Source organism: Tistrella mobilis KA081020-065, from assembly GCF_000264455.2.
Classification (GTDB): Bacteria; Pseudomonadota; Alphaproteobacteria; order Tistrellales; family Tistrellaceae; genus Tistrella; species Tistrella mobilis.
Window position 1 is genome coordinate 587,841 of record NC_017957.2, and the last position, 15,325, is coordinate 603,165.

At 68.7% G+C, this 15,325-nt stretch carries 14 protein-coding genes and 1 pseudogene; 9 read left to right on the forward strand and 6 right to left on the reverse strand.

What is annotated here, in order from left to right:
• Positions 1-47: 47 nt before the first annotated feature.
• The 4 genes from TMO_RS20450 (at position 48) to TMO_RS20465 (ending at position 3,043) form a co-directional block, all read left to right on the forward strand.
• Positions 48-935, forward strand: a complete 888-nt coding sequence (locus TMO_RS20450) for a crotonase/enoyl-CoA hydratase family protein (protein WP_041606940.1) — start codon at positions 48-50, stop codon at positions 933-935.
• A gap of 83 nt (positions 936-1,018) precedes the next feature.
• Complete coding sequence (locus tag TMO_RS20455; protein ID WP_014747606.1) at positions 1,019-2,122, forward strand: NADH:flavin oxidoreductase; 1,104 nt, start codon at positions 1,019-1,021, stop codon at positions 2,120-2,122.
• Positions 2,123-2,237: 115 nt separating this feature from the next.
• Positions 2,238-2,552 (forward strand): hypothetical protein, encoded by a 315-nt coding sequence (locus tag TMO_RS20460; protein WP_014747607.1) that lies wholly within the window; start codon positions 2,238-2,240, stop codon positions 2,550-2,552.
• 95 nt (positions 2,553-2,647) lie between these two features.
• Positions 2,648-3,043 carry an MliC family protein gene (locus TMO_RS20465; RefSeq protein ID WP_014747608.1) on the forward strand — a complete coding sequence of 132 codons (396 nt, stop codon included), beginning with the start codon at positions 2,648-2,650 and terminating at the stop codon, positions 3,041-3,043.
• A 51-nt stretch (positions 3,044-3,094) separates the two neighbouring features.
• Here TMO_RS20465 and TMO_RS20470 read toward each other — a convergent pair.
• A pseudogene (locus tag TMO_RS20470) lies at positions 3,095-3,810 on the reverse strand (SDR family NAD(P)-dependent oxidoreductase).
• A 125-nt stretch (positions 3,811-3,935) separates the two neighbouring features.
• Between TMO_RS20470 and TMO_RS20475 the strand changes: the two are divergent.
• The gene (locus tag TMO_RS20475; protein WP_014747611.1) at positions 3,936-4,856 is read left to right on the forward strand and encodes a LysR family transcriptional regulator; all 921 of its coding nucleotides are present in this window, start codon (positions 3,936-3,938) and stop codon (positions 4,854-4,856) included.
• 104 nt (positions 4,857-4,960) lie between these two features.
• Positions 4,961-5,572 carry a gamma carbonic anhydrase family protein gene (locus tag TMO_RS20480; RefSeq protein ID WP_014747612.1) on the forward strand — a complete coding sequence of 204 codons (612 nt, stop codon included), beginning with the start codon at positions 4,961-4,963 and terminating at the stop codon, positions 5,570-5,572.
• Positions 5,573-5,588: 16 nt separating this feature from the next.
• Here TMO_RS20480 and TMO_RS20485 read toward each other — a convergent pair whose 3' ends face one another.
• Complete coding sequence (locus tag TMO_RS20485; protein ID WP_051045556.1) at positions 5,589-6,959, reverse strand: tyrosine-type recombinase/integrase; 1,371 nt, start codon at positions 6,957-6,959, stop codon at positions 5,589-5,591.
• Between the two features lie 224 nt (positions 6,960-7,183).
• Between TMO_RS20485 and TMO_RS20490 the strand changes: the two genes are divergently transcribed.
• Together TMO_RS20490 and TMO_RS20495 are read left to right on the forward strand one after the other, a co-directional pair.
• Positions 7,184-9,418, forward strand: a complete 2,235-nt coding sequence (locus tag TMO_RS20490) for a sensor histidine kinase (RefSeq protein WP_014747614.1) — start codon at positions 7,184-7,186, stop codon at positions 9,416-9,418.
• Positions 9,419-9,446: 28 nt separating this feature from the next.
• Entirely contained in the window at positions 9,447-10,160 is a 714-nt protein-coding gene (locus tag TMO_RS20495) for a response regulator transcription factor (protein ID WP_014747615.1), read from the forward strand.
• An 18-nt stretch (positions 10,161-10,178) separates the two neighbouring features.
• Here the strand turns inward: TMO_RS20495 and TMO_RS20500 are convergent, their stop codons facing one another.
• The 4 genes from TMO_RS20500 to TMO_RS20515 form a co-directional block, all read right to left on the reverse strand.
• Positions 10,179-11,144 (reverse strand): hypothetical protein, encoded by a 966-nt coding sequence (locus TMO_RS20500; RefSeq protein WP_014747616.1) that lies wholly within the window; start codon positions 11,142-11,144, stop codon positions 10,179-10,181.
• Between the two features lie 14 nt (positions 11,145-11,158).
• Positions 11,159-12,451 (reverse strand): TRAP transporter large permease, encoded by a 1,293-nt coding sequence (locus tag TMO_RS20505; RefSeq protein WP_014747617.1) that lies wholly within the window; start codon positions 12,449-12,451, stop codon positions 11,159-11,161.
• Positions 12,448-12,978 carry a TRAP transporter small permease subunit gene (locus TMO_RS20510; protein WP_014747618.1) on the reverse strand — a complete coding sequence of 177 codons (531 nt, stop codon included), beginning with the start codon at positions 12,976-12,978 and terminating at the stop codon, positions 12,448-12,450. Before TMO_RS20510 ends, TMO_RS20505 begins: the two co-directional genes overlap by 4 nt.
• A 163-nt stretch (positions 12,979-13,141) precedes the next feature.
• Positions 13,142-14,149 carry a TRAP transporter substrate-binding protein gene (locus tag TMO_RS20515; protein ID WP_014747619.1) on the reverse strand — a complete coding sequence of 336 codons (1,008 nt, stop codon included), beginning with the start codon at positions 14,147-14,149 and terminating at the stop codon, positions 13,142-13,144.
• Positions 14,150-14,414: 265 nt separating this feature from the next.
• Between TMO_RS20515 and TMO_RS20520 the strand changes: the two genes are divergently transcribed.
• On the forward strand, positions 14,415-15,197 hold the full coding sequence (locus TMO_RS20520; RefSeq protein WP_014747620.1) for an enoyl-CoA hydratase-related protein: 783 nt from the start codon (positions 14,415-14,417) through the stop codon (positions 15,195-15,197).
• Positions 15,198-15,325 lie beyond the last annotated feature (128 nt).

The window sequence follows — 15,325 nt, forward strand, 5'->3', positions numbered from 1 at the left end:
GCGAGGATATGTGCCACGACAAGAAACAGACCGGAGGATTGCGCCCGATGTCCGCTTCGCCGAAGCTGCCCGAGTTCCGGACCCTCGATTATGCGGTCGAGGACGGGGTCGCGATCGCGACCTTCAATCGGCCCGAGAAGATGAACACCTTCACCTCGGCCATGATGTACGACCTGCTGCACCTCTTCGACGTCACCGATGCCGATGACGATGTGCGGGCGGTGATCGTCACCGGGTCGGGCCGGGCCTTCTGTGCCGGTGCCGATCTGGACAGCGGCGGCGACACGTTCGATTTCGACCGTCATGCCGGGCGCAAGAACCAGATCGCGGGCGTGCATCGCGACGGCGGCGGCCAGGTGACGCTGCGCATCTATGACAGCCTGAAGCCGGTCATCTCGGCGGTCAACGGCGCGGCGGTGGGCGTGGGCGCCACCATGCAGCTGGCGATGGACATCCGGCTGGCCTCGACCGCCGCCCGCTTCGGTTTCGTCTTCGCCCGCCGCGGCATCACGCCCGAGGCCTGCTCGTCCTGGTTCCTGCCGCGGCTGGTGGGCATGCAGACCGCGCTGGAATGGGTTTATACCGGCCGGGTCTTCGGCGCCGACGAGGCGCTGAGCCGCGGGCTGGTGCGTTCCCTGCACGAACCCGACGATCTGATGCCCGCCGCCCGCGCGCTGGCGCGCGAGATCGCCGACAACACTGCGCCGGTCTCGGTGGCGCTGGCCCGCCAGATGATGTGGCGCCTGCACACCGCCGATCATCCGATGGAAGCGCACCGCGTCGACAGCCGTGCCATCGTCTCGCGCGGCAAGACGGAAGACGTGACCGAGGGCGTGACCGCCTTCCTGGAAAAGCGGCCCGCCGCCTTCCCGGCGAAGGTGTCGACCGACATGCCCGATTTCTATCCGTGGTGGCCAGATCCCCGTTTTCGGTGATCCGCGCTTTCGCTGATCCCGACTTCCACTGATCAGGCCCCACGACCCGACACCTCACCCCGAACAAGAGCGACGCCTGCCCGATGGCCGATACCGAGATCCTGTTCCGCCCCTTCGACCTGGGGCCCCTGCACCTGCCCAACCGCATCGTCATGGCGCCGATGACCCGGTCCTTCTCGCCGGGCGGCATCGTGAACGAGGATGTCGCGGCCTATTACCGCCGCCGCGCCGAAGGCGGGGTGGGGTTGATCATCTCGGAAGGCACCGGCGTGGCGCGGCCGGCCTCGCTCAACGATCCCGCAGTGCCGCGCTTCTGGGGCGAGGCGGAGCTTGCCGGCTGGAAGCGGGTGATCGACGAGGTTCATGCCGCGGGCGGGCTGATGGCGCCGCAGCTCTGGCATGTGGGCTCGGCCCGCAACCCGATGACCGACTGGAAGGCCCCCGGGCCGATCGACAGCCCCTCGGGCCTGTCGTCTCCCGGCAAGCGCTTCACCGAGCCGATGACCGAGGCGGCGATCGCCGACACCATCGCGGCCTTCGCCCAGGCCGCCGCCGATGCGCAGCGCCTGGGTTTCGATGCCGTCGAGCTGCACGGCGCCCATGGCTATCTGATCGACCAGTTCTTCTGGTCGGGCACCAACGAGCGCAGCGACGGCTGGGGTGGCGCCACCCTGCCGGAACGCAGCCGGTTCGCGGTCGAGATCCTGAAGGCGGTGCGTGCGGCGGTGGGGCCGGACTATCCGGTGATCATCCGCCTGTCGCAGTGGAAGCAGCAGGATTTCACCGCCCGCCTCGCCAACACCCCCGACGAGATGGCCGCCTGGCTGGAGCCGATGGCCGATGCCGGCGCCGATGTTTTCCACTGCTCTCAGCGCCGCTTCTGGGAGCCGGAATTCGAGGGCTCGGAGCTGAACTTCGCCGGCTGGGCGCGCAAGCTGACCGGCAAGCCCACCATCACCGTGGGCTCGGTCGGGCTCTCGGGCGAGTTCGTCGCCGCCTTCCGCGGCGAGGGCTCGGAACCGGCGTCCCTCGACGGATTGATCGAGCGTTTCGAGCGTGACGAGTTCGACCTGGTCGCCGTCGGCCGGGCGCTGCTGAAGGATCCGGACTGGGTCGCCAAGATCCGCGACGGTCGCAGCTCAGAGCTGCAAGCGTTCACGCGTGAAGCCTTGGGCACACTCTATTGATCTCGTCTTGATTGGTTTTTCACGACATTTTCTCGGAAAGGACGCTGGCGGTGGTGGCAAAAAGGGGGTTTCGTGAAAGAGCCCCCTGCGTTCCGTTTGTTACCGGAGGTCGTCCGTGCCCAGGACCGCCGTCTTCGCCGTCACGTCCTGCATGATTCTTGCCGCCTGCGGAGGGGGCCCTTCCGAGACGTCCTCTTTTGCCCAGCTGTCCGGGCCCTGGTCGGCGCAGTTCAGCTGTGCCGATGGCTCGGCGCTGAAGGTTCGCTACGAACCCGATCATGCCGTCATCCGCACCAGCGATGGCGAAGGGCTGATCCTGCCGGCGGTGGAGCCCGGCCGGTACGAGACCAATCGCAACGCCCTGCTGCTCAGGGGCACAGGGGCGGCCTGGATGGTCGCGGGGCGGGTGACCGACTGCACGGCGGCCTGATCGCCACCTGCCGCCGTGAGCATTTGCGGGCCGCGCTTGCGCTTGTGCCCGGGACGGGATCTGCTGGCCGGAGACCACGAGGGAGGTTTCCGGTCATGTTATCCCTGATCCGGGGCCGCCTGGCCCCGTCCGTCATTCTGGCCTGCATGATTGCCGGCTGTGCCGCCGAACGCGACCTGCCGCCGCCCCCGCCGCCGGCACCGGATCCGGTGGCGGCGTCGCCTTCAGAAGATGTAAACAGCGTCTATACTGCAACCTATGTGTGTGACGACGGCACCCGTCTCGACGTGCGCTTCATCAACGGCCCGACGCTGGAAGACAGCCGCGCGGTCGTGTCGACCGGCGAGGGGGCGCCCCTGGTCCTGCCCCAGAAGATCGCCGCCTCGGGCATCTGGTATGCCACCCCGCGCCACGAACTCCGCGGCAAGGGCCGCGACGCGACCTGGACCGCGGGCCGTCGCGCCGCCGCCCATTGCCAGGCGACGGACTAGTCCGCGATCGCTTCCCACGGCCCGCGATCCACTACCAGGGCCCACGATCCACTACCAGGACACCGTGTCGCCAAACCGGTCGATGAAGCGCAGCCCGGGCCTGCCCTGCTGCGCGATCAGGGTGTCGACCAGGGTCGGAATGGTCTCCTCCATGCTGAACGGTGCGCCGGGCCCGCCCAGCCCGGTGCGGATCCAGCCCGGCGCCATCAGCACCATCGCACGCGGGTCGCCGGCCTGGCGGGCGGCATAGCTGCGCATGAGCTGATTGAGCGCCGCCTTGCTGGCGCGATAGACCTCGAAGCCGCCGCTGGTGTTGTTGGCGATGCTGCCCTGGCCCGACGACATGACACCGATCAGAGACCATCGGACTTGACCAGGTCCTCAAGCCCTTCGACCGCCCGCATCACGCCCAGGGCATTGGTCAGCATCACCTGCATGAAGTCTTCGGTTGCGACCCGGGCGGCCGGCGCGGCAGCGTCCCGATTGGCGGTTCCGGCATTGACGAACAGGATGTCCAAAGCGCCTGACGGCATCCGCTCGCGCAGCGCCCTGATCTGTGCGGGTTCGGTGATGTCGAGTGGCTCGATGGTGATCTGATCGGGCCAGGCATCGGCCAATGCGTGCAGGTCTGTCCGGCCGCCGTCGCGGACCGTGCCGATGACATGCCATCCCTTCGAGACGAACGCGGCTGCCATGGCCTGACCGAGACCGCGAGAGGCGCCGGCGATCAGGATCGTCTTCGGCGTTTCGGTGGGCAGGTTGCTCATATGTGGCTCCTTTCATCCGTGCCGTCCGATTATGCCGGCGGCCATGACATGCACCACATGCATCAGATACAAACGATCATTGCAGCAGACGCCTTGCGTCCTGCCGCGCCGGGGATGAGCCTGCCATGACCGCGATCGATCTGAACCTGCTGACCGCCCTCGACGTCCTGCTGGCGGAGCGCAGCGTAACCCGGGCTGCCGGGCGCCTTGGTCTCAGTCCCTCGGCCATGAGCCGCACATTGGCGAGGCTGCGGGCGGCGACGGGCGACCCGCTGCTGGTGCAGGCCGGGCGCGTGCTGGTGCCGACCCCCCATGCCGAGCACCTTGCCGGACGTCTTCATGTCCTTGTCCGCGAGGCGCATGCCGTGCTGACGCCGGCGGCGGGGGATCTCGATCCGGCGTCATTGGCGCGAACCTTCACGATCCGCGCCAATGAAGGCTTTGTATCGCTCTTTGCGGCCGGGATCGTCGCTGCGATCACGCAGGAAGCGCCACTGGTCCGGCTCCGTTTCGCACCGAAGCCCGACAAGGATGTGCGCCCGCTGCGGGAGGGGCTGATCGACGTCGAGGTCGGCACGACCGGCGCCTCGGCGCCCGAGATGCGCAGCCAGATGATCTTTCGCGATCGCTTCATCGCCGCGGCCCGCCACGGCCACCCGGTGTTCGACGGGGTGATGACGCCCGAGCGCTATGCCGCCTGTAGCCATGTCGTGGCGTCGCGCAGGGGGGCCATGACCGGCCCGGTGGACGAGGCGCTTCACGAGATCGGCCTGAAACGCCGGATTGTCGCGGTGGTACCGGGCTTTCTCGATGCGCTGACGGTTGCCCGCCGGTCCGACCTGGTCGCTCTGGTACCGCAATCCTGCCTCTTGCACGGGCAGATGGCGCACGGGCAGGGGGCGGCGCAGGGCCTGCAGGGGTTCGACCTGCCCTTCACCACACCCGAACTGGCGATCAGCCTGATGTGGCACCCCCGTCTCGACGCGGACCCGGCACACCGATGGTTCCGGCAGGCACTGATGGCGGTGTGCCGGAAGATGACCTGACGCTGATCCCCACCCCTCCCGGCTTGCAGATCATCGTCGGCAGCGGCAGAGTGGCCGGCGGGGATGGAGACGGGCATTCAGCCGCGACAACAAGGGACAAGGGAATGATCAGTGGTGCGGATATCGCCGCCGGCAGGGCGGGCGGGCTCAGGATCGGGCCGGAGGTGGTCGTGGATCCTGCGGCCAGGATCGATCGCTCGGCGGCGATCTTCGGCAAGGTAACGTTGAAGGCCGGCGTGTCGGTCTGGATGAATGCCGTTTTCCGGGCTGAGATGTTCGATGTGGTGATCGGCGAGAACACCAATATTCAGGACTTCGTGATGGTCCATGTCGGCAACCGGACCGGCACCCATGTCGGCCGCAACTGTTCCATCACCCATCATGTCACCATCCATGGTTGCACGATCGGCGACAACGTGCTGGTCGGCATCGGCGCCACCATCATGGATGATTGCGTCATCGGCGAGAATTCGATCATCGCGCCGCAGAGCTGCCTGAAGGAAGGCACGGTGATCCCACCCAATTCGATCGTGGTCGGCACGCCGGGCAAGGTGGTGCGCACCCGCGACAATGCCGCCGCCAACCGGCTGAACGCCTTCCTCTACCGCCGAAATGCTGAGGCCTATGCCGAAGGCGACGACCGGTTGTGGTCGCGCGAGAGCTTCCATGCCGAGATGGAGGCGGAAATCGCCCGGATCGCCCGCGAGGCAGACTGATCGGGGCGTCGGCCGATCAGAGATCCGATGCCTTGGGCCGCCGCGGTGCGGGCGCCGGCGGATCGGCCAGCAGGCGGGCGCCGCGGCCACGGGCGGCGGCACTTTCGTCGTAATAGCGGGCGGCGACCGCGATCGACCGGTGCAGCGACTGGGCCATGGCCTGCTGGATCGGCACGTCGCGGTTGGCCGCCTCGGTCATGAAGCCGGACCTCAGGCCATGGGCGCTGATCTGGCGCGGGTCCAGCCCGGCCTGTGCCGCGCGGGTCTTCACGATCCGCGCCACGGCCTGGCCGCTCAACCCATCCAGGCCGCGCCGGCCGAAGCCGCGGCCGTCGGGGGTGATGCGCGGATTGCCGTGGCGGTCGATCGGCACGAAAACCGCGCCTGAGCGGATGCCCGAGGCCTGGAGCCAGGCATCCAGCAGCTCCACCGGCCGGCCGATCAGCCAGACCCGGGCGCCGTCCACGGCGCGGGTGGTTTTGGTGCGGGGCAGGGCGATGGTCATCGCGGGCAGCCAACCCGCCGCCGTGCCCTCGGGCGTCAGCGCGCCGTCGGGGGCGATCTCGGCCGGCTGCGGCCGTTCCCGGCGCAGATGTTCCATCCGGATCATGCCGGCCTCGCTGCGCCGCCGCCCGCCGGACGCCCACATCACCGCCAGAAGGGCGGCATCGCGCGCCGCGCGCAGCGGCTCGCGGTCGATATCGATCTCGCAGGCCTGAAGCAGGGCTTCCAGCGTGTCGGCCAGAACCGGCGCCTGGGCCTTGCGGCCGGGCATGTAGGTGGAGGCACGCATCAGCTTGCGCCGCACCTCGCGCACGCCGGGGTCTTCGGTCGGGGGTTTGAGCCCGCGCATGCGGTGCAGCGAGGCCCAGCTGGCCAGGCGGCGGGCGACGGTGGCCGGGGCAGCCGGCCCCGCCTCGCGTTTCAGCCCGGCGGCCAGCAGCTTCTCTTCCACCGCCCGCGGCATGCCATGGTCCGGATTGCGGGCGCGTTCTTCCGCATCGTAAAGGTGATGGACCATGAAGCGGACTACCGCCGAAGGGGGGGCCGGCCAGGGCAGATGCTGGCCACCATTGGCCGCCGCCCACCAGCCGGCCAGATAGCGGGCGTCCTTGATCAGCGCCAGGCGGCTGTTGGCGGCGATGCCCGCGCCCAGCAGCACATGCAGGGTCTCGCGCTCGGCCTCGTCCAGGTCGCCCAGCCCACCGGTTTCAACGGCCCCCGGCAGCCCGGCTTCGACATGATCCTGGGTCGCAACCAGGCGCGCGGCCGGCCGGATCGGCTCGTCGGTCAGCACGACCTTGCGGCGGCCCCGCCGTGGTGCGGCGCCGTTGCCTGCACCACCCCTGGCCCCACCGGTCCCACTGCGCCCGGACCCTGCCGCCATGCCTTATGCCTCCATCTTCAGCCATCCGCACCGCTGCGGATCCGTTCCGGCTTCAGGCTAGGCGTTCCGCGGCGTCCGGTCAAATCGGCGGGGGCGGGAGAGGCCGGCCGGTATGCATGGAGTGTCACGAATTGGGGCGCTTCGCAAAAATTGCGATGGGGCATTGTAAAGATCATGTTAGTTTCCAGTCATCGACCGGAACAGAACGGATCGGCGCACCCCCCGTGTCCAGATGGTCCCCCAGCCTCGTTATCCTCTGCGCCTTCTTCGTCGGGCTGGTCCTGGCCGGGGCGGCGACCTTCCTTGCCGTCGACCAGCCCTGGACGGGGCTGCGGCTGGTGGATGACGGCGACGCCGGCCCGGCGCGAGAGCCGGGCGTGCGCATCGCGGCCGTCGCCCGCAACGGCCCCGCCGCAGCGGCGGGGGTGGCCCAGGGCATGCGCCTGGTCGCGATCGAGGCCGGCGGCCGGCGCGAGGAGGTTCTGCCCGGCGATCTGATCGAGGAAAGCGACATGCTGCCGGGCTTCCCAGCGATCATCGCCTTCCAGGACCGCCAGACCCGGCTGGCCGCCATTCTGGCCGCCGACTGGGTTGAGCTGCATCTGGTCGACCCCGAGGGAGAGCCGATCCGGCTGTGGATCGCGCCCGCCGATGCCCGGCCGATCCTGGATCTGCCGCTGCTGTTCTGGGTGCAGATCATGACCGGCGTCGGCGCGATGCTGATCGGCGGCTGGGTTCTGGGGCTGCGCCGCGACGGCTCGGGCCCGCTGATGTTCTTCCTGAGCGCGCCGACCCTTGCCGTTTCGGCCTTTTCCGCCGCGGTCTACGGCACCCGGGAACTGGCGATCGACGGCATGCTGTTCCGCGAGCTGTCGGCGCTCAATCACCTGGGGGCGATCGGCTTCGGCGCCGCCATGATTTCGCTGTTCCTGGTCTATCCCAAACGGCTGGTGTCGAACCTGGTGCCGGTTGCGGTCGGCATAGCCGTGGCGGTGCTCTGGGTGCTCGACACCCTGCGGCTGACGCCCGGCCCCGGCTATGGCGGCTATTACGCCACGCTGATCGAGATGATCCTGATCGTCACCCTGATCGGGGTGCAGTGGCGGAAGAACCGCCACGATCCCACCGCGCGGGCGGCGCTGCGCTGGCTGGGCCTGTCGATCGTGCTGGGGGCCGGCGCCTTCACCATGGCGATGATGGTACCGCTGACGCTGGGCACCGAACCGCTGCTCTCTCAGGGCATGGCCTTCGGCTTCTTCCTGCTGATCTATATCGGCCTGGCACTCGGCGTGCGCCGCTATCGGCTGTTCGAGCTGGACGAATGGGCCTTCAAGGTCATGTTCTACACCCTTGGCGCCATGCTGCTGCTGGCCATGGATGGGGTGTTGATCTGGCTGATCGGGCTGGACCAGGCGCCGTCGCTGGGGCTGTCGCTGATCGTGGTCGGTTTCGGCTATCTGCCGCTGCGCGAGATCTTGTGGCGGCGCATGGTGCTGCGCCGGCCGATCGCCGATCACGAGCTGTTCCGCCAGGTGATCGAGGTCGCCTTCACCGCGCGCCCGGCCGAGCGCGCCGAACGCTGGCGCCAGCTGATCCGCACCGTTTTCGACCCGCTGTCGCTGGAGCCGGCCCGGGGCGAGGTGTCGGTGGCCCGGGCCGATGCCGATGGTGTGATGCTGCTGCTGCCGCCCACCGCCGACGCGCCGGCGCTGGAGGTGCGCTATCCCTGGCGTGGCCGCGGCCTGTTCGGCCCCGCGCATCTGCAATTGGCGCGCGAGATGACCCAGCTGATGCGCCATGCCGACGAGGGCCGCGCCGCCTATGAACGCGGCGCCACCGAGGAACGCCGCCGGATCGCCCGCGACCTGCACGACGATGTCGGCGCCCGCCTGCTGACCGGGCTGCACAAGGCCGATCTGGGCGAGACCCGCAGCCTGATCCGTAGCGCGCTCGCCGATATCCGCACCATCGCCGCCGGCCTTGCCCGCGGTTCCATGCCGCTCGGCCGGGTGATCGCGGATCTGCGCCACGAAACCTCGGGCCGGCTGGAGGCGGCGGGCCTGGCGCTGGACTGGCCGCTGGACGACGGTGCCCATGACGAGCTGCCGCTCGATTATGCGGTCTACCGCAACCTGTTCGGGGCATTGCGCGAGATCATCAGCAATGTCATTCGTCATGCAGCGGCCACCACCGTCCGGATCGAGATCCGGGTCGAGGATGGTTCGCTGTACCTCTCGGTGGCGGATGACGGGATCGGCCTGGTGGCGGCCGCCGCTGCGGATGCCGACGGCCGTGCAGACGCCGATGGGGAACGGCCATCCGGCGGCCTCGGCCTCGGCAATCTGGCGCGGCGGGTGGGCGATCTGGGTGGCCGGATCGCCTTCCCCGAACAGCCGAGGGGCACGCGGGTGGATCTTGAACTGCCGCTGGAGGGCACACGTCCGGCGACAGCCGGCTGACATCGGCATCCAAGCTTGAGGACACGGAATGAGCGGCAGCAGCACCGAACAGCGTATCGGTCTCGTGATCGAAGACCTGGCCCCCACCCGTGCCTGGCTGGTCGAGATGCTGACCCTGACCTTCCCGGGCATCCGGGTGGTGACGGCCGACAGCCTGGCCTCGGCCCGCACGGCCATGGCCGGGTGTTTCGGCCCGGTGGATGCCGCCCGCAGCGTGCCGCATCTGGCCCTGGTCGATCTGGGCCTGCCCGACGGGTCGGGGATCGAGCTGATCCGCGAACTGGCCTGCGCCCGGCCCGATGTGATGCCAATCGTCACCACCATCTATGACGATGACGGCCATCTGTTCGACGCCATCACCGCCGGCGCCCAGGGCTATCTGCTGAAGGATCAGGATGCCGGGCTGCTGGCGCAGTATCTGCGCCGGATCGAGCGAGGCGACCCGCCGCTCTCGCCCTCGATCGCGCGGCGGATCCTGGCCCGGCTGCGCAGCCCGGCCGCGCCCGTACCGACCGCCCCCGGCGCCACGCTTTCCCCCGCCGATCCCGACGTCACCCTGACGCCCCGGGAAATAGAGGTGCTGTCGCTGCTTGGCCGCGGCCTGCGCAATGCCGAAGTCGCGCGGCTGCTGTCGCTCAGCGAGCACACCATTGCCGGCTATGTGAAGGCGATCTACGCCAAGCTCAGCATCTGCTCGCGGGCGGAAGCCGCGCTGGAGGCTGCGAAGCGGGGGCTGGTCTGACCGCCCCCCTCAACGCAGTCAGCGCCCGGCGCGCAGCCGCACCCGCCGGTAGAGCGGCGCCACGATCAGCGGCGAGAGGTAAAGCGGCAGCTGCCCCGCCGCCATGATCAGCTCAAGCGGCCGGTCGCCCTGGCCGGAAATCGCCGCCAGCAGCAGGATCATGTTGCGATTGCCCGAGACCAGCGCCGCCGACAGCCGCGCCTGCACCGGGACCGGCCCAAGGATCGCGAAGCCGAAGACCGCGAAGCCCGTGGCCTGCAGTGCCAGGTTCAGCGCCAGCGTCGACAGGATGGCGAGCGTCATGAAGCCGGGGGCCGCGACCAGCGCCGGCCCCACCCCGTGCATCACCGCAAGGCCCACCGCCGCCACCAGCAGGGTGATGCCGGTGTCGATGGCGGGGGCCGCCCGCCTGATGCGCGGTCGGCCGATCAGGGCTGTGACCAGAAAGGCGCCGCCGAAGCTTGCCCCGATCATCACCGCCAGACGCAGCGCCGTCACCACCGGATCGATCGCCGCCCCGCCGCCCAGCAGCAGCGCCACCGCCGGCAGGATCACCGGCGCCAGGATATTGGTCGGCAGCCCGACCAGGGTGAGCAGGGCGACATCGGTCCCCAGCAGCACGCCATAGGCCGCCGCCGACATCATGCCCGGTGTCGCCGCGATCAGGGTCATGGCGCGCAGGAAGACGTCGTCGGCCGGCAGCACCAGCCGCCCCAGGCACCAGACCAGCACCGGGCAGGCGAGCAGGATCCAGAAAATCACCACGATGCCGAGCCCCGGCCGGCGCAGCACGGCGACGAAGGCCGCCGGCTCCACCCGAAGCAGGGCCAGGAACATGGTCAGGCACGACAGCGGCAGCAGTGCCGGATTGGCCGCGGCCGCCAGATCCGGCAGCAGAATGCCGAGCCCGGCGCCCGCCGCCATCAGCCAGGCGCCATGGCGGCGGATCAGGGCGGTCAGGGCGCCGGGTGCGGGGAGGGGCATCGGTGGTGATCGCCCTATGACAGCGATTTCGGCAGCGCCGTCACCACCTCGGGCACCAGCACCATCAGCATCACGAAGGCGACCATGATCAGGCAGAAGGGCAGGGCGGCGCGGGCCAGTTTCAGGATGGGCGTGCCGGTCAGGCCCTGGATGACGAACAGGTTGAAGCCGACCGGCGGGGTGATCTGGGCCATTTCGACGGTCACGATCAGGAAGACGCCGAACCAGATCGGGTCGAAGCCGGCGGCGGTGACCAGCGGCAGGGTGACCGGCAGGGTCATCACGATCGCCGACAGCCCGTCGAGGATGCAGCCCAGCATCAGGTAGAAGACCAGCAGCACCGCGATCAGCATATAGGGGTGCAGACCCAGCGCCTCGATCTGGCCGGCGATTTCGACCGGCAGGCCCAGCCGTGCCATGGCCTTGGACAGGAACAGGGCGCCCGAGATGATCAGCCCGATCATCGAACAGGTGCGGACCGTGCCGAGCAGGGCATCGAACAGCTTGCGCCAGGTGAGCGTGCGCTGGCCCAGCGCCACCAGCAGGGCGCCGAGCACGCCCATCGCCGCCGCCTCGGTGACGCTGGCGAAGCCCAGATACATGGAGCCGATGACGAAGAGGATCAGGAACAGCACCGGTGCCAGCGACAGCAGGGCGCCGAATTTCTGCCCCCAGGACAGCCGCGGTTCTGCCTCGGGCAGCAGCGACGGGTCGATCGTGGTCCGCAACCCCAGATAGCCCATATAGAGCAGCGCCAGGATCAACCCCGGCACGATGCCGGCCATGAACAGTTCCAGGATCGAGACATTGGCGAGCACGCCATAGACGATCATCGGGATCGAGGGCGGGATCAGGAAGCCGAGCGTGCCGGCACCGGCCAGCGAGCCCATGGCGAGGTTGCGGTCATAGCCGCGGGCCAGGAGTTCCTTGAGCGTGATCCGCCCGACGGTCGCGGTGGTGGCGGCGGAGGATCCCGAAACCGCGGCGAACAGGGTGCAGCCCAGCACGTTCACATGCAGCAGCCGGCCGGGCAGGCGCCGCGTCCAGGGGGAAAGCCCTGAGAACAGGTTCTCGGAGAGCCGGGTGTGGAACAGCAGCTCACCCATCAGGATGAACAGCGGCAGGGTCACCAGCTCGGCCGAGGTGGCCGTCGACCAGAGATCGCCTGCGAGGAAGCGGTCGACCCGCATGTTGCGGAAGACTTCCAGGCTGACCAGGCCGATGGAGGTAAGGGTGATGCCCACCCAGACGCCGGCGGAGAGCAGCCCCACCAGCATGCCGAAAACCAGAAGCAGGGGCAGGCTCATTCGATCCCTCCGGCATGTCGGCCGGCATCTTCCACCGGATCATTAACCAGCGCGCGCAGCACACGGGCGAGGAAGGCGAGGGCGAGCAGCACGAAACCGGCGGCAAGCAGACCCTGCGGGATGATCAGCGGCGTCGCCAGCGGATAGAACGACCGCGAACCGATCTCGGCGGTGCGGATCGCCTGCGAGACCATGGCGACGGCGATGAAGCCGGTGACGCCCAGGCCGAAGACGCTGCCGGCCAGGTCCATCAGCCGGCGTGCGGCCGGCGGCAGGGCCTGGGTCACCGCCGCGACCCGGATATGGCCGCCGGTACGCAGCGTCCAGCCGGTGCCGCAGAACAGCACGAAGGCCAGAAGATAGGTGCTGAACTCGATCGCCCAGGGCTGCGACCAGGCGAAGGCCGAGGTGGTGATCACCTCGACGATCAGCAGCAGGGCGAGCAGGGCGGCGGCAAGGGCCGCCACGACCGCGCCGACATAGTTCAGGCGGTCGATGAAGCGGGTAAGCAGGCGCAGGGCCGTCATGACGCCCCAATCCAGTTTGGGTGGTGACCGTGAAGGGGTGGGGGCGGGAGGTGTGGAGGTCCGTCCGCCGGCGCCCGGCCTGAAGGCCGGGGCCGCCGAGGGGGAGGCAGAGACGACCCAGGTCCAAGGGGGAGACAGGGTGCCCGGGCGCCGGCGGTCCGGATCAGTGGCCGACGGCCTTGTGATAGGCGTCGAGCAGGGGGGCGGCGGCGGGGTTCGCCGTCACGAACTCGCCTTCCATCGAGGCGGTGGCCTCGCGCATTGCGGTTTTGAGCGCGTCGGAGGCGGGCTCGACGGTCATGCCGTTGGCGCGCAGCTCGTCCATGCGCTTGGCGTGTTCGGCCTTGCTGATCTCCCAGAACTGGGGCTCCAGCTTATGGGCGGTGGCCTCGATCATCTTCTGCTGCTTGGGATCGAGCCGGTTCCACTCGTCCAGGTTCACCACCATCAGGTTGGACGCCCACATATGGTTGGTGTTGTAGGCGTGCTTCAGGAACTCCCAATATTTCTGGGCGACCGCGGTGGTGCCCGAGGTCATCACCGCATCCAGCTTGCCCGAGGCGAGCGCCGGCACGATGTCGGGATTGTTCATCTGCAGCGCCACCATGCCCAGCCGCGTGACCATGTCGGCGGTCACCCGGTCATAGGTGCGCATGCGCACGCCTTTCAGGTCGTCCAGCGTCGCGACCGGCGTCTTGGTGAAGAAGTTCTGGCTGGGCCAGGGCACGACATACAGCACCTTCTGGCCGCGCTTCTGCAGTTCCGCTTCCCAGACCGGGCGCACGATCTTCATCAGCGCCGCCAGGTCGTTATAGTCCGAAATCAGGAAGGGGATGCTCTCCACGCCGAGCAGCGGGATTTCGCCGACATTCTGGAAGGCGGCGTATTCCGCCATCGGCACCGCGCCGTCTTCCACCGCGCGCAGCGACTCGTTCGCCTTGATGCCCAGCGCGCCGCCGGTGTGGATGGTCATCTCCACCGCGCCGCCGGTGACCGCCTTCACCTCTTCGGCGAATTTCTGCGCATTGGTGGAATGGAACTCGGTCGGGCCCCAGGGCAGCGACACGTCCCATTGGACATCGGCCGCCCGTGACGCCACGGGCTGGAAAAGGGTGAAGGCCGCAGCCGCGGCGATCGCCGCGAAACCGCGGCGCAGCGTCGGATGATGCATGATGGTCGGGCTCCCTGAAGCCTGGGTCTCTGCCGTCCGTGCCCGCTAGGGCCATCCCCGATAGGGCGCGCCCCGCCGGCCGGACCGCCAGGTCCGGCACGGCGGCTCCCGACACGCCGTCGCAGGTTGTTATGCCCTTGAGCAAAGCACGGGCAGCCGATCCTGACAAGAAATATGTACGGACAAATTTTAAAATGTCTGGACAAATATCACAGCGATCGCGCTAAGCTGCGGCGACCGCAGGCAGGCAATCGGGAGAGGCCGAATGGAGCAGGAGATCTATCTGGAACGGCAGGGGCCGATCGCGCGCATCGTGCTGAACCGGCCGGCGAAACGCAATGCCATGACCGCGGCCATGTGGCGGGCGATCCCGGCGCTTTGTGCCGAGATTGCAGAGGATCCCGAAGCCCTGGTCGTGGTGCTGACCGGCGCCGGCGGCAAGGCGTTCAGCGCCGGCGCCGACATCGCCGAATTCCCCGAGGTCTATGAAACGCCCGAAAGCACCCGCGCCTATAACGAGGCGGTGGAGGCGGCACAGGAGGCGATCGTGGCGCTGGACCGTCCGACCATCGCCGCGATCAGCGGCGCCTGCGTCGGCGGCGGCTGCGGCCTGGCGCTGGCCTCGGATTTCCGCTTCGCCACGGAAGATGCCCGCTTCGCGATCCCGCCGGCGACGCTGGGGCTTGCCTACAGCTTCAACGCCACCCGCCGCCTGGTCGGCAAGGTCGGCCCGTCGCGCGCCAAGGACATGCTGTTCTCGGGCCGCCTGATCGCGGCCGACGAGGCGCTGCGCATCGGCCTGGTTGACCGCGTCGTCCCGGCCGGGGCGCTGGACCAGACGGTCGCCGCCTATGCCGAACGCCTGGCCTCGGTCTCGCAATACACCATCCGCACCATGATGCGCATGGTCGACGCCATCACGCTCGGCGCCGACGAGCCCACGCCCGAGCTTGCCGAGGCCTGGGCCGCTTCCTTCACCGGCACCGATTTCGCCGAAGGCTACCGGGCGTTCATGGAGAAGCGGGCGCCGGTCTTCCGGTGGCGATGACGGAGGCACAACATCTAAAGGTCATTTATATAGAAACAAAACAACCTGGACTCGATAATTCTGCTAAAGGGGCCTACCGTCGTCTCCCATGCATGTCGCCGTCGCAGCCTGCGTCATCCCGGAGACAT

Excerpts from the sequence above, each read along its gene's own strand:
- TMO_RS20450 (WP_041606940.1), top strand. The coding sequence starts at position 48 with ATGTCCGCTTCGCCGAAGCTGCCCGAGTTCCGGACCCTCGATTATGCG.
- TMO_RS20520 (WP_014747620.1), top strand. The coding sequence starts at position 14,415 with ATGGAGCAGGAGATCTATCTGGAACGGCAGGGGCCGATCGCGCGCATC.
- TMO_RS20485 (WP_051045556.1), bottom strand. The coding sequence starts at position 6,959 with ATGGCGGCAGGGTCCGGGCGCAGTGGGACCGGTGGGGCCAGGGGTGGT.
- TMO_RS20505 (WP_014747617.1), bottom strand. The coding sequence starts at position 12,451 with ATGAGCCTGCCCCTGCTTCTGGTTTTCGGCATGCTGGTGGGGCTGCTC.
- TMO_RS20510 (WP_014747618.1), bottom strand. The coding sequence starts at position 12,978 with ATGACGGCCCTGCGCCTGCTTACCCGCTTCATCGACCGCCTGAACTAT.
- TMO_RS20495 (WP_014747615.1), top strand. The coding sequence starts at position 9,447 with ATGAGCGGCAGCAGCACCGAACAGCGTATCGGTCTCGTGATCGAAGAC.
- TMO_RS20500 (WP_014747616.1), bottom strand. The coding sequence starts at position 11,144 with ATGCCCCTCCCCGCACCCGGCGCCCTGACCGCCCTGATCCGCCGCCAT.
- TMO_RS20465 (WP_014747608.1), top strand. The coding sequence starts at position 2,648 with ATGTTATCCCTGATCCGGGGCCGCCTGGCCCCGTCCGTCATTCTGGCC.
- TMO_RS20475 (WP_014747611.1), top strand. The coding sequence starts at position 3,936 with ATGACCGCGATCGATCTGAACCTGCTGACCGCCCTCGACGTCCTGCTG.
- TMO_RS20455 (WP_014747606.1), top strand. The coding sequence starts at position 1,019 with ATGGCCGATACCGAGATCCTGTTCCGCCCCTTCGACCTGGGGCCCCTG.
- TMO_RS20480 (WP_014747612.1), top strand. The coding sequence starts at position 4,961 with ATGATCAGTGGTGCGGATATCGCCGCCGGCAGGGCGGGCGGGCTCAGG.
- TMO_RS20515 (WP_014747619.1), bottom strand. The coding sequence starts at position 14,149 with ATGCATCATCCGACGCTGCGCCGCGGTTTCGCGGCGATCGCCGCGGCT.